At 37.1% G+C, this 13494-nt stretch carries 15 protein-coding genes; 10 read left to right on the top strand and 5 right to left on the bottom strand.

Annotated elements, in window-relative coordinates; translation table 11 throughout:
• The first annotated feature begins 62 nt into the window (after positions 1-62).
• From ACM40_RS04325 to tsaB, 5 genes are all read left to right on the top strand, one after another.
• A complete protein-coding gene (locus ACM40_RS04325) occupies positions 63-749 on the top strand; it encodes a LysE family translocator (protein ID WP_048501557.1) in 687 nt (228 codons plus the stop codon).
• The gene (locus tag ACM40_RS04330) at positions 746-1675 is read left to right on the top strand and encodes an LD-carboxypeptidase (protein WP_048501558.1); all 930 of its coding nucleotides are present in this window, start codon (positions 746-748) and stop codon (positions 1673-1675) included. Before ACM40_RS04325 ends, ACM40_RS04330 begins: the two co-directional genes overlap by 4 nt.
• Before the next feature lie 3 nt (positions 1676-1678).
• Complete coding sequence (locus tag ACM40_RS04335) at positions 1679-2050, top strand: YraN family protein (RefSeq protein ID WP_048501559.1); 372 nt, start codon at positions 1679-1681, stop codon at positions 2048-2050.
• A gap of 55 nt (positions 2051-2105) precedes the next feature.
• A complete protein-coding gene (locus ACM40_RS04340) occupies positions 2106-2855 on the top strand; it encodes an SDR family NAD(P)-dependent oxidoreductase (protein WP_048501560.1) in 750 nt (249 codons plus the stop codon).
• A gap of 85 nt (positions 2856-2940) precedes the next feature.
• Positions 2941-3627, top strand: coding sequence for a tRNA (adenosine(37)-N6)-threonylcarbamoyltransferase complex dimerization subunit type 1 TsaB (tsaB, locus tag ACM40_RS04345; protein ID WP_048501561.1), 687 nt, complete (start codon positions 2941-2943; stop codon positions 3625-3627).
• A gap of 52 nt (positions 3628-3679) precedes the next feature.
• On the opposite strand, the gene ACM40_RS04350 is transcribed toward tsaB, so the two are convergent.
• The 4 genes from ACM40_RS04350 to ACM40_RS04365 form a co-directional block, all read right to left on the bottom strand.
• Entirely contained in the window at positions 3680-6250 is a 2571-nt protein-coding gene (locus tag ACM40_RS04350) for a tetratricopeptide repeat protein (protein ID WP_083996786.1), read from the bottom strand.
• An 85-nt stretch (positions 6251-6335) separates the two neighbouring features.
• Positions 6336-6890 carry a Maf family protein gene (locus ACM40_RS04355; protein ID WP_048501562.1) on the bottom strand — a complete coding sequence of 185 codons (555 nt, stop codon included), beginning with the start codon at positions 6888-6890 and terminating at the stop codon, positions 6336-6338.
• A 9-nt stretch (positions 6891-6899) separates the two neighbouring features.
• The gene (locus ACM40_RS04360; protein ID WP_048501563.1) at positions 6900-7418 is read right to left on the bottom strand and encodes a KdsC family phosphatase; all 519 of its coding nucleotides are present in this window, start codon (positions 7416-7418) and stop codon (positions 6900-6902) included.
• Positions 7408-8157 (bottom strand): Rossmann-like and DUF2520 domain-containing protein, encoded by a 750-nt coding sequence (locus tag ACM40_RS04365; RefSeq protein WP_048501564.1) that lies wholly within the window; start codon positions 8155-8157, stop codon positions 7408-7410. The genes ACM40_RS04360 and ACM40_RS04365 overlap by 11 nt, the downstream gene beginning before the upstream one ends.
• Positions 8158-8347: 190 nt before the next feature.
• On the opposite strand from ACM40_RS04365, the gene ACM40_RS04370 reads away from it, so the two are divergent.
• The 5 genes from ACM40_RS04370 to lepA all read left to right on the top strand — a co-directional run bounded on the left by ACM40_RS04370 (position 8348) and on the right by lepA (position 13188).
• Positions 8348-8899 carry an RNA polymerase sigma factor gene (locus tag ACM40_RS04370; RefSeq protein ID WP_048501565.1) on the top strand — a complete coding sequence of 184 codons (552 nt, stop codon included), beginning with the start codon at positions 8348-8350 and terminating at the stop codon, positions 8897-8899.
• A gap of 18 nt (positions 8900-8917) precedes the next feature.
• The gene (locus tag ACM40_RS04375) at positions 8918-9451 is read left to right on the top strand and encodes a hypothetical protein (RefSeq protein ID WP_048501566.1); all 534 of its coding nucleotides are present in this window, start codon (positions 8918-8920) and stop codon (positions 9449-9451) included.
• A gap of 7 nt (positions 9452-9458) precedes the next feature.
• Entirely contained in the window at positions 9459-9980 is a 522-nt protein-coding gene (locus ACM40_RS04380) for a hypothetical protein (protein WP_048501567.1), read from the top strand.
• 170 nt (positions 9981-10150) lie between these two features.
• Positions 10151-11179, top strand: a complete 1029-nt coding sequence (locus ACM40_RS04385) for a hypothetical protein (RefSeq protein WP_048501568.1) — start codon at positions 10151-10153, stop codon at positions 11177-11179.
• Between the two features lie 212 nt (positions 11180-11391).
• Positions 11392-13188: a translation elongation factor 4 gene (lepA, locus tag ACM40_RS04390; RefSeq protein WP_048501569.1), complete on the top strand. Its 1797-nt coding sequence runs from the start codon at positions 11392-11394 to the stop codon at positions 13186-13188.
• Between the two features lie 40 nt (positions 13189-13228).
• On the opposite strand, the gene ACM40_RS04395 is transcribed toward lepA, so the two are convergent.
• On the bottom strand, positions 13229-13438 hold the full coding sequence (locus tag ACM40_RS04395; RefSeq protein ID WP_048501570.1) for a hypothetical protein: 210 nt from the start codon (positions 13436-13438) through the stop codon (positions 13229-13231).
• Positions 13439-13494 lie beyond the last annotated feature (56 nt).

The raw sequence follows: 13494 nt of genomic DNA on the forward strand, positions 1-13494 counted from the left end.
TTAAATCATAAAGTCTAACTTTGTATAAATGGGATGAATTTTTTCATTTAAAATACTATTGAATGTTTGAACTTGTACTTTCTGCCATTGTCTTAGGATTTATGCTGAGCCTGGTTTTTATAGGACCGATTTTTTTCCTTTTAATTGAAACCAGCTTCACCAGAGGACCCAGACATGCTCTGGCACTCGATCTTGGGGTCATTACGGCAGATCTGCTATGTATCGTTGCTGCTTATTATGCAAGTGCGGACATTGTTACTTTGATAGATAAACATCCCGGATTTTACAGGATCACTTCCATACTTATTTTTGTGTACGGGATTGTCATGATGGTCACCAAGACCAAAATGCATATGCCCGGGGAAGAAAAAATCATTGGTCAGAACTATTTTAAAACGTTTTTCAATGGTTTTTTCTTTAATCTTTTAAATGTAGGAGTGATACTTTTCTGGCTGGTTACTGTAATCTCCGTAAGAAACCAGTATCCTGATACCAGCAGCTTTATTTTCTACATAAGCATTGTTATTGGAACCTACTTATGCATTGACCTTGCTAAAATATTCCTGGCAAAACAATTTCACGATAAACTTACCCAGAAACTTGCCAACCAGATCAGAAGAATTGTTGGTGGGATTCTTATTGTTTTCAGTTTCTTTATTTTCCTGCAGAGCTTTAAGAAATTTAATCAGTTCGACAGGCGTCTGGAAGAAGCTGAGAAAAAAGAAATAAAGTATCAAAAAACAGAATGAAAAAAATAAGATTTCCAAAACCCCTAAAAAAAGGTGCCAAAATAGCCGTTATTTCCCCGGCAGGAGCAGTAGATACCTCTCAGCTTGAAAAAGGGATAGAAATGATTAAAAACAGAGGATTTGAGCCTGTTCTTGGTGAACACCTTTATGCTAAATTTTCAAACGGATATAATTATGCAGGCACAGAAACTGAAAGACTGAATGATATCAACTGGGCTTTCAATGATGACAGTATTTCTGCCGTCTGGGCTTCCAGAGGAGGCTATGGATGCCAGCATCTGGTTCAGCATTTGAAACTTAAAAAATTCACAGAAAATCCGAAATGGTACATCGGATACTCTGATAATACCGTTATTCAAAGCTATTTATTGAATAAAGGATTTGCATCAATCCATGGACAAACGATCAAGACGTCCAGTTTTGGAGTTACTGATGAGGGCTACGATATGATCTTTGATGTGCTGAAAGGGAAAATGCCTAAATATGCCTTAAAATCTCATGAATTTAATAAGCAGGGGAATATTGAAGGCGAACTGGTTGGAGGCAATTTAGCCCTGATCTATGCCCTTTTGGGAACCAAATATTCTTTTGATTTCAGGGATAAAATCTTATTCATTGAAGATATTGGTGAAAATTTCTATGCTCTTGACAGAATGATCATGAGCCTGGAACTTGCCGGTGTTTTCGGGAAGATAAAAGGACTTATCGTTGGCGGAATGACCAATATGGGCGACGAAAAAGAAAATAAAAGCTACGAAGAAAGCTTCGACGAATTCGCTTATAAACTGATTTCAGATAGGATTTCAAAATATAAGTTTCCCGTTGTTTTCGGTTTTCCGAACGGACATATTAAAGACAACAGACCTTTGATTATTGGAGGAAATGTGAGATTACAGGTTAAGGATAAGGTTAAGATTGAGTTTTAAATAATGGCAACTCACAATGACTTTGGGAAGCAGGCAGAGGATTTAACGGCAGAATACCTGCAGAAAAATGGTTATAAGATCCTTATCAGAAACTTCCGTTTTCAGAAAGCTGAAATTGATATCATTGCTGAAAAAGATAATCTGATCATTATTGTAGAGGTGAAAGCCCGCTCTACGGATGCTTTTATGCTGCCTCAGGAAGCGGTTACCAAATCGAAGATAAAATCAATTGTATCGGTGGCCAATCATTTTATGGAAGAGTTTAATAAAAATCAGGAAGTAAGATTTGATATTATTTCTGTTCTTCCCGGCGAAAAAGGAAATTTAAATATAGAACATATTGAAAGTGCTTTTGAAGCATTTGATGCCAACTAAAACATAAAGCAGTAAGCTGTTTTATACGATCTAAATTATACATTTTTACAATAAAATGAAAACAATACTCATCACCGGAGCTACTTCCGGAATAGGAAAATCAACTGCCGAGCTACTGGCAAAACAGGGAAACAGGATTATCATCTGTGGGAGAAGAAATGAAGTTTTAGAATCTTTGAAAACTGAATTTTCTCAATATACCGAAATATTTAGTTTAAATTTTGATGTAAGAAATCTTGAAGAAGTTGAAAAAGCCATAAATACTCTGCCTGAGGAATGGAAAAGTATTGATGTTTTAATTAATAATGCAGGTAATGCCCATGGTTTGGAACCTCTTTCTTCCGGAAAGACAGAGGATTGGGATTCTATGATTGACGGTAATGTAAAAGGGCTTTTGTATGTTTCCAAAATGATTATCCCATCAATGAAAAACCGTAATTCCGGACACATTGTAAACATTAGTTCAGTGGCAGCAAGACAGACTTATGCCAACGGTACGGTATACTGTTCAACTAAAAAAGCCGTTGATGTAATTTCTGAAGGAATGCGTCTGGAACTTACTGAATTCGGGATCAAAGTAACCAATATTCAACCGGGTGCTGTAGAAACAGATTTCTCACTTGTAAGATTCAAAGGCGACAGTGAAAGAGCTGCTACCGTATACGCCGGTTATGAAGCTTTAAAAGCGGAAGATATTGCAGATGCCATCGCTTATTGTATCAATGCGCCAAAACATGTGATGGTTTCTGATATGACTATTTATCCGAGCGCCCAGAGTGAACCCAGGACCATTTACAGAAAATAGTCTCAAAATAAACGCATAAATTTGCAGAATATCCGGAAGTCCTTTGGGGCTTTCGTAATTTCGACATTAGCTTAAAATAAAAGAGATGAAAATTCTATATCTGGAAACCTCTTCCAAAAACTGTTCTGTAGCTATTTCAGACGATGAAAAGCTCCTGTGCCTGTGTGAAGAAGTTTCCGAAAACTATAAACAGTCCGAAAGCCTCCACACCTATGTAGAATGGGCTTTGGAAGGCGCGGGCATCACGATGAAAGATATTGAAGCCGTATCATTGGGAAAAGGACCTGGATCTTATACGGGATTAAGAATCGGAGCTGCTTCTGCCAAAGGATTCTGCTACGGACTGAAGGTGCCGTTAATTGCGGTAAATTCTTTAGAAACGATGATAGAGCCTTTTTTAGGACAAAACTATGATTATATAGTGCCATTGATCGATGCGAGGAGAATGGAGGTCTATACGGCCGTTTATGATGGTTTGACAGGACAGGAACTTTCCCGGACCGAAGCTAAGATTTTAGATGAAACTTCTTTCCAGGAGTTTAAAGATAAAAAAGTGATCTTTGTAGGAGACGGTGCAAAAAAAGCAAAAGATATTCTGGATCTTCCCGATGCGGAATTTAAAGATGATGCTTATCCTTCTTCTCAGTTTCTCATCAGAAAGACCATAGAAAAGATCAGCCGGGAAGAGTTTGAAGATATTGCCTATTTTGAACCTTTTTATCTCAAAGATTTCCACGGAGTGAAGAAAAAGAATTCATCAGATTCTAAATGACTTTAAAAAAATATACTAAAAAAGCGAAGACTCAATCTTCGCTTTTTTTATTCTAATGAGGCATTTCAGGAATTGCGTCAGGATTGTTTTCCTTATTCTTATCCTTCTTTAGCTTCTGTTTAGGTTTTTTAGGATCAGTATCGGCGTCCTGTATAAATTGCTGAAGCTGGGCATTTTTATCATTTCCGGCTGGATTTACAGGAATACCATTATTCGTGTTCTGTGCGGGCTGTGCAGGCATTTCCGGCTGCTGTGAAAGAGAATTTCCTTTATTGTCGGTAGCCTGAAATGAAAGATCGCTTTTCAGATAATTCAGCATCTCTTTCGCTCTTATGCCTTCAGGGGTTTTCGAATAATTCAGTGCGATCTGTTCAAGCTGCAGGATCATTACCTCTTTTCCGCTTGTTTTTCCGGTGTTGAATGCATTCAGCAGTTGGAATTTCGGAACAAGGGCATCTTTAGGATACTTCTGGATCGTCTGATCGATCACATCCCGGCTTTCCGTAAACTTTTCAGATTCATAAAGAGCATAAGCTTTTTTGTATTCATTCTCAACATCTTCCGATGATTTTACGAATGAATTGTTCTTAGGATTTCTTGCAAATTCCGCATAAGAAGTATAAGGATAGTCTTTTAAAAGGATTTGTTTTGCTTTTTCAGCGGCCTGAGGATTCTTTTGGTAATTCATCGCAAATATTTCATACAGGGCCTGAAGCATTACTTTTTCTTCCGGTTTCACATCAACAAGATCATACAGGGTCTTCGTTGCCAAAGGTGTATTGGTAAAGTAATTCTGGTACATGACTCCCAGTCCCAATGAGGCAGTATCCCTGTCCTTCTTCAGCTGTCCCAGTTTTTCCTGGTCTGTCGGGATCTGTTCAATATAGTAGGTAGGCTCAAAACGTCTTGGGTTAGGTGCTGAAGTCACTCCCAGAGCTTCGTTTTTCATGTCTTCAATAGTCGCCATTTTTTTGGAATAACGCCAGTTATCGGCTAGTGCACGATCTCCCCAGATTTGCTTAAATGAAGAGCTTCCCTTGCTTACTGTTCCCGTATTGCTGAAATAAAAACCTTTGGTAGTTACCCCAAAATCTTCAAACGAATTGGTATTATTGGCAAATATTGAATTGGCATTGTAATCTCCCGTATCAAAACCTTTGTTCCTTTCTGCACGCCTTCTCTCCTGCTCTTCTTTCTCTTCTTTAATTTTAAGTTTGGCAATATATTTTGAGAAAAAGTCTGTTTTCTGAGCATCACTCATCTTTGCCAATGAAAGAATACTGTCATTCTTCTTGATCAGGTAATAATTTTTAGAGATCTTCTTAATGTATTCCGACTGGTCTTTTAAAAGGACCTTGGAAGGCTCGTAAGTCATTACTGTAAGAGCAGAATCGTAGTAGGTTCCGGCTCCTATGTAATCATTTTTTTCAAGATAGCTTTTCCCTATTTCATAATAGGTAAGACCTCTCACCTGCGGATCTGACACTTTCTCAAACAATGATTTTTTAAAGAATTCCTGAGCTTCCTCCTTTTTTCCGGCTTTATTGGCCATTAATCCTAAAGCATAGTAAAATTCGTTCTTTCTTGAGCCGTAAGTTCCTTTTTTGCTGATTCCTTCAAGATAGTTTTTAGCACCGTTATAGTCACCCTTTCCATTGAAAGTTTTAGCGATTGCGATCTGGGATTTTACTTCAAATTCAAAATCGTTGGCATATTTATAAGCCTGGGTATAGCTTTCACGGGCTTTATCATTCTGTCCGAGGTTTTCAGTAACCTGCCCTCTCAGATAAGCAATTCTGCTTTTCAGTTTTCTGTCGGAATTCAGCTCAAAAGCCCTGTCCAGTTCTACTACAGCTTCATCTAATTTCCCGGCATCCAAAAGAGCTTCAGAATGATAGATGCTCAACAGTTTGGCATAGCTCTTATTAATGTCCTCCCCTTGCAGTTTGGCAAAAGTTTCATTGGCTTTATGATAATCCTTGATCTGTGCATAGGCTACACCCTGATAAATTCTTGCCAGTGGAAGCCTTTTATCATCCTTCATATGGGTAAAAACATAGTTCAGGGCATCCAGAGCCTGTACAGCTTTATTCTGATAGATCCTGGATTGCACAAGGATCATGTAGGCGTCAAAAATTTTCTTATTTTTTTCTTCACCGTTTCTGATAACGGAGTATTTGTTGATGGCTTTTTGAGCTTTTGCTTCCGCAATTTCTAAAGTCGTTGCTCCTTTATTCTGAAGTTCATCAGGCATGGCCGGAGTTGCTTTTCCCTGTGCGTTTGGCATTGAAGGAGGCATTCCCGGGGCTCCCCTTTCAGAACCCCTGTTGATTTCACCCATTTTCATGGAATTTTCCGCAAATGCTTCAGACTGGCCCAGATCACTTCCCAAAGGCTGATCCTCAAATGTAAGAATAGGAATATAAGGAGCATAAAAATTATCTTTATGTCCCTTATCTCTGCTCGTAAATTCACTGTTTAACGCATCTTTTGCATTAAAAAGGGTATTATAGTAGGTGTTGAATCCTTTTAAGAATTTTGATCGCTGTTCCGGTTTTTTCGTCTTGGTAGCACAGGAAGCAACGATACACATGATTAAAAGGAATAATATATTCTTTTTCATTATTCAATATAACTCTCTTATCTGCTTTTTATTATGAGCAGTTGATGATTTTGTAAAAATAACAAAATTTTGTAATGAATAATATTTATATTTCTTTCAAAATTTTATAAACCAAATGGGTAGGAAGTCCCATGATTGTATAGAAGCTTCCGCTCATTCTGCTGATCTTTGCCATGCCCAGCCATTCCTGGATACCATAACTGCCTGCTTTGTCGAAAGGCTTATACTTTTGAATATAATATTCTATTTCATCATCTGTCATTTCATCCAGTTCTACATCCGCTACATCAGTTTCAGTAATTGTTTTACTACCGGATTTTATAGTAATTCCGGTGTATACCTGGTGGGTTTTCCCCGAAAGCAAACGAAGCATCTGTTTTGCTTCATGCCCATCTTTCGGTTTTCCCAGGATCTGATTTTCTATGGCCACTACTGTATCGGCTGTTAACAGGACTTCATCTGCTGCTAATTCCCTGAATGCCTTTGCTTTTAGTTTAGACAAATAAGCGGCAGCTTCTTCTATTCTGATGTCTACCGGAAGAACTTCCTCACAATCTATTTTTACCACTTCAAAATCGAAGCCTAAGCTCGAAAGCAGTTCTTTTCTTCTCGGTGACTGCGATGCTAAAAGTAATTTCATAAGCCGTTCTTATACAGATTGGGTATTATCGTCATGCCAGTTCCCCTGAACCTTCATCACCTGCTCTATCACATCACGTACGGCCCCGCTTCCTCCCTTTTTTTCAGAAATATAGTCAGATATTCCTTTCACTTCAGGAACAGCATTTTCAGGACAAGCTGCAATAGCTGAATTTTCCATGATGTGAATATCGGGAAGGTCATCTCCCATTGTCAGAATTTCCTCGTTTTTAAGATTGTATTTCTTTTTAAAGTCTTCAAAATCTGCCATTTTATTGTGGGATTTGGGGTAGTAGTCCTCTATTCCCAGGTAATTGATCCTGTGCTTAACCATTTCATCGTTTCCACCGGTGATTACCCCTATTAAGTAATTGTTTTTTAATGCTTTAACTACTGCATAACCGTCCAGGACATTCATTACCCTGCACATATTTCCACCGGGAAGCAGATATACGCTTCCGTCTGTAAAAACTCCGTCCACATCAAATACAAACGCCTTAATATCTTTTAATTTCTCTTTATAGCTCATACATTTTTTGAATAGAATGATTCATTATCTTATAAATTTCGAGACTTTCGTCTTTTAACAGCTGCTCATGTAGCTCCAAAACCCTTACATCATTTCTTACAGCAGGTCCGGTTTGTGCAGCCTTCGGGTCTATTTCATAGATTTTCTGTACCGTTTCATTGATAAGGGGCAGAAAATAATCAAACGGAATTTCCTGTGAATCCGAGATTTCTTTGGCTCTTGCGAAAAGATGATTCACAAAATTGCATGCAAAAACAGCTGTCAGGTGAATGTATTTTCTCTTTTCATAGCTGCTTTCCATCACATTATCAGAAATCTTGGAAGCCAGGTCAATAAGAAGCTGCTGGTCCTGGTCATCTTCAGCTTCAATAAAGAATGGAATTTTTTCATAATCCAGTTCTTTTGATTTTGAAAATGTCTGCAAAGGGTAAAAGCTTGATTTTCTGTACTCCCCTGTTAGAATTTCTTTAGGAAGAGATCCCGAAGTATGGGCAACCAGACAGTTTTTTTTAGTGATCATCTGAGAAACATTTTCCACAGAATTGTCACTTACACAGATGATGTAAAGGTCGGCATCCTGAAGATGCTCCGTAGAATAGGAAATACCCAGCTCCTCAGAAATTTTCTTTAATTCTTCACCATTCCTGCCAAAAATCTGCATTAATGGAATGTCTTTCAGTCTAAAAGCTTTTGCCAGATGGTAAGCTACATTTCCGGAACCTATAATTACAATTTGCATCTAACAAAGATAGGATTTTAAAGGAAGACAGAAAAAGAGAGCCGGAAGTTTTATGGTGAATACTTCCTAAGCCTAATGCTTAAGGCTCACTGTATAATGATCTGATATTATTTTAAATATTTGGACTGAAAATTGAATAAGTAATTTAACTTTCGGCTATTTTTGTAATCCAAAACAGTGAAAGCATCTTATGAAGATTAAGGACGCGGAAATTATTTCGTTGATGCAGAATCCACGGACCCAGGAAAAAGGGGTACGTGCCTTGATGGATGCTTATCAGAGCAGATTGTATTGGCATATCAGAAGGATTATTGTGGATGGGGACTTGGCTCAGGATACGCTGCAGGAGACTTTTATTAAGGCCTATCAGAATTTTCACCAGTTTAAAAATGACAGCCAGCTGTATACCTGGTTGTACAGGATTGCTACCAACGAAGCATTACAGCAGGTAAATAAGATGAAGAAAATGCAGAAAACGGATGAAGATCCGGAGTATTATATGCAGAACCTGGTAGCCGATAATACAGACGGAGATGCCGAAGAAATACAGGTACTGCTCCAGAATGCTATACAAAGCCTGCCCGAAAAGCAGAAACTGGTATTTATGATGCGGTATTATGATGATCTGCCCTATGAAGAGATATCGAAAATTGTAGATATGTCTGTAGGGACTCTAAAAACAAATTATCATTATGCCAAACAGAAAATAGAAGAATATATTAAAGAAAATTACGAAAGATAATTTTTTGAACCAACAGAGATGAAAGAGTTCGACATAGAAAAACTAGAACGAAAAAACATTTACAAAGTTCCGGACCATTTATTTGAAAATATCCAGAATAATGTAATGAACGAAGTGAAAGCGAATAAAAAGGCACCGATTTTTAAATTAAATTGGATGTATGCCGCTGCGGCATCACTGGCTTTGATATTTGGATCAACGTATGTTTTTAATTCTGATCATGATACGACAGAAAATGTGTTGAATTCAAAAACATTAGTCGAGAATAACCAGAAGCCTAAAACAGAAAGTGAACGAGCTTATGAAACGCTGGAAGCAGATTTAACTTCTGTTGAAAATAATAATCAAACAGTTGTAAATCAGGAAAATAAAACTATTGCAAGCAACCCTAAGAAGGAAGCTGACTATAAAACGACTCCAGAACCTGTTAAAGCTGTCACGAAACAAGAGGAAATTAAAATGAATGAATACCTGGATTCGTTTTCCAATTCTGAAATATCAGAACTGGCAAGCAATTCCACGCAGGACGTTTATTTAGATTTATATAATTAAAAGAAAGATGAAAAAGATATTATTTACGCTTTTTATTATTTATGGTTTTGGTCTGAATGCACAAAATGGGCAGACGACAGATTACGACTGGAAAAAAATGGACCCTAAACAAAGAAAAGAGGTAATAAACAATCTTTCTCCAGATGAGAGGAAAGAACTTCTTAAAAAGTTCAGGAATAATATGGTGCTGGAAAACCTTGAAATTGATCCCAGTGATAAAACAGAATTTACTCAGCTTTATAATGAGTATTTAGATAACCAAAAACAGATAAAAAGCCAGTTTAATTCTAATTTTAATCCGGAAACCTTATCTGATGAGGAGGCCAAAGCAAAACTTCAGCAGAGTTTCGAAGTGGGACAGAAGCTGCTGGATAACAGGAAGAAATATGCTGACAAGATGCAGCAGGTAATTCCTTGCCAGAAAGTATTAAAACTATTCCAGTCTGAAGGAATGATGAGAGATAAAATGAATGAAAGAAAACCTCATTCCGGGTACAATAGTATGGCAAGGCCTAAACAGAACCCATAATAGTTTATTTTTTTAATGTTGGACGGCTCTTACAGATTTATTCTGTGAGAGCCGTTTAATATTTATGAATTGCTATTTTGCACAAAAAAATATAATGAGAAAACTGATGCAGGTGCTGTTTACTTTTGTGAACTAATTCATATTTTTACGGACGAATTTTAAAAAAACAAATGAAAAAAAAATTATTATTTCTATTACTTTCTAGTTTTGTTTTTGCTCAAAAAAGCCAATTTATCGAGCTCAGAAATAGTATAAAAGATAAAAATCATTTTGCCAAATCTCTTACTTTGCTGGACAGGAGAGAGGATAAAAACATAGGAATAGTTTCTCATAGAAAAGATCCTTTTGAAGTAAAATTTGAAAAAGATGATTTAGAAAAATTATTTTCTGATTGGTTTTTAGAAGATAATAAGGAACATGGAAATATTCAATATTTTCTTGTGCTGGAAAATTTAAAAGTTAATGATATACCGGCTGAAAAATCAGTTTCGGGACATCTGGAAATGAAAATGTCTACCTTTTTAAAAAAAAATGATCAATATTATTTTTTGAAAAAAAGGACAATTTCAAAAGATTATCCACAGAGAGATCATGCGTACATTACGAGAGCTATAGCGGCTAAAATATCATCAGAATTAGCCAATATTATCAAAGATTCATACACTGAAACCGGGCTCAGTATTCCTATTTCTGAAACCGATCTTGCAAATTATGAAAAAATAATATCCGAAAAGTTATCAGTTTATAATTCTGAAACTTTTACAGATGGTGTATATAAAGATTATAAATCATTTGCTGAGCAAAAACCAGATAAAGAATTTGCAGTAAAGAAAAATAAAGAGGGTGTAATTAAAGGTGTGAAAAGAGTCGATGGTTATGATAATCTTGGTAAAGATGTTTTTGCAATTATTGATAACGGAATTGCTTATAAGAAAACCCCTGTAAGTATTATCGAAATTGAAAAAGATAATGACGGAATTTTCATTATGGCATCTCAGGAAGAAATTTTTCCGCAATATAACAGTACATCAATTATTGTAGGAGCAGGTGCTGCAGGTGCTATTGGAGGTTTAATTGCTGCTGTAATAGATGTCGCAGCTACAAAAATCCGCAGACAGAATGCATCATATTACAGAATAGGAATTGATAAGCTTACAGGAGAATATATTTTACCCGAAAACTTTGGTAAACCTAAGTAAGATAAATAAAAGAAACTGTTTCAAAAGGTAAATGAACGCTCCGAGAATTTCCTAAATGACAAAATTTGTCAGACAGAGTCGAGAGCGGAGAGCAGAAAAAATTCCTAAAAGCTAAATCATTTTAATCATGTTTTAAATTAATTTCACACGATAAAATAAGAATGAGGAATTGTCTCGCTTTTTTTTATCTTTGCAAATTACAACGTTCTTAAATGAAAAACATACGAAATTTTTGCATAATCGCTCATATTGACCACGGTAAAAGTACTTTGGCAGACCGTCTTTTGGAGTATACCAATACCGTTACTCAAAGAGAGCTACAGTCTCAGACCCTGGATGATATGGATTTGGAGAAAGAACGTGGGATCACCATAAAATCTCACGCCATCCAGATGGATTATGAGTATAAAGGAGAAAAATATATTTTAAACCTTATCGATACCCCGGGACACGTAGATTTTTCTTACGAAGTTTCCCGTTCTATTGCCGCCTGTGAAGGAGCGCTTCTTATTGTAGATGCTGCCCAGAGTATTCAGGCGCAAACCATCAGTAACCTTTACCTGGCATTGGAAAACGATTTAACGATTATTCCAATTCTTAATAAAATAGACCTTCCATCCGCAAACCCTGAAGAAGTAACCGACGAGATTATGAATCTTATCGGTTGCGACTATGATGATGTTTTAAGAGTTTCAGGGAAAACAGGAGAAGGGGTTCACGATCTGCTTGAAAAGATTGTAGAAAGAATTCCTGCACCGGTAGGAGACCCGGATGCTCCGCTTCAGGCTTTGGTTTTTGACTCGGTTTACAACCCGTTCAGAGGGATTGAGGCTTATTTCAAGGTAGTAAACGGAAGTATTTCCAAAAATGAAAAGATTAAATTCTTTGCTACCGGTAAAGAATACGGAGCTGATGAAGTAGGAACTCTGAAATTGAAGCAGGTACCGAAAAAGACGATCGGATGCGGAGATGTAGGATATCTCGTTTCCGGAATTAAAGATGCAAGAGAAGTAAAAGTAGGAGATACCATTACCTCATTTGAAAAACCTGCATCCGGACCTATTGAAGGATTTGAAGAGGTAAAGCCGATGGTATTCGCCGGTATTTATCCAATCGATTCAGAAGATTTTGAAGAATTGAGATTCTCTCTTGAAAAACTAAGACTGAATGATGCTTCACTGGTCTTTGAACCGGAAAGTTCAGCAGCATTAGGATTCGGGTTCCGTTGCGGATTCCTTGGAATGCTTCATATGGAAATCGTTCAGGAACGTCTTGACAGAGAATTCAATATGAACGTGATCACTACGGTACCCAACGTATCTTATTTCGGATATTCCAAAAGAGATCCTGAAACCCCGATCCTGATCAACAACCCTTCAGAAATGATGGACCCTACGATTATGGATAGAGTAGAAGAGCCGTTTATCAAAGCCTCTATTATTACAAAATCTGATTTCGTAGGTGCTGTAATGACTTTATGTATTGAAAAGAGAGGAGAAATTGTTAATCAAAGCTATTTGACTTCGGAAAGAGTAGAACTGGTTTTCAATATGCCGTTGGCAGAAGTTGTTTTCGACTTCTACGATAGGCTAAAATCTATCTCTAAAGGATATGCGTCATTCGATTACCATCCAATCGGATTCAGAGCTTCCAAGCTTGTAAAAATGGATATCCTGATCAACGGAGATATGGTAGATGCCCTTTCCTCACTGATTCACGACAGTAATGCCTATTACATCGGGAAAAAAATGTGTGAAAAACTTCGTGAACTGATCCCGAGACAACAGTTTGATATTGCTGTTCAGGCTGCATTAGGAACAAAAGTTATTGCAAGGGAAACCATCAAAGCTTTGAGAAAAGACGTTACTGCAAAATGTTACGGAGGAGATATATCCAGAAAGCGTAAACTTCTTGAGAAACAGAAAGAAGGTAAAAAGAAAATGAAACAGATTGGAAGGGTAGAAGTCCCGCAGTCTGCATTCATGGCAGTATTGAAACTAAACGATTAAATATAAAAAGACCGGTAAATTTTTACCGGTCTTTTATTTTTCAGAAATTACGTTGCTTCTCAGTCAGATTTGCCTGTATTGCCAGTGCTCCGAGACCGAGAATGACTTCAGCAATTCCCAGTGTTCTTACAAGATTGATCCCGCATACGAGACATTCAGGTTCAGGGAAAGGTTTTTTCCCCACAACAATGATCAAAACTCCTCCTATGATGATAATGACCACGATAAAGGCTCTTAATAATGTTTTCATGATGGTATAATTTTATTTGTACCAAAGTTGAGTATATCTGTCAGGAAATCAGCAAG

Source organism: Chryseobacterium sp. BLS98, from assembly GCF_001045445.1.
Lineage (GTDB): Bacteria > Bacteroidota > Bacteroidia > Flavobacteriales > Weeksellaceae > Chryseobacterium.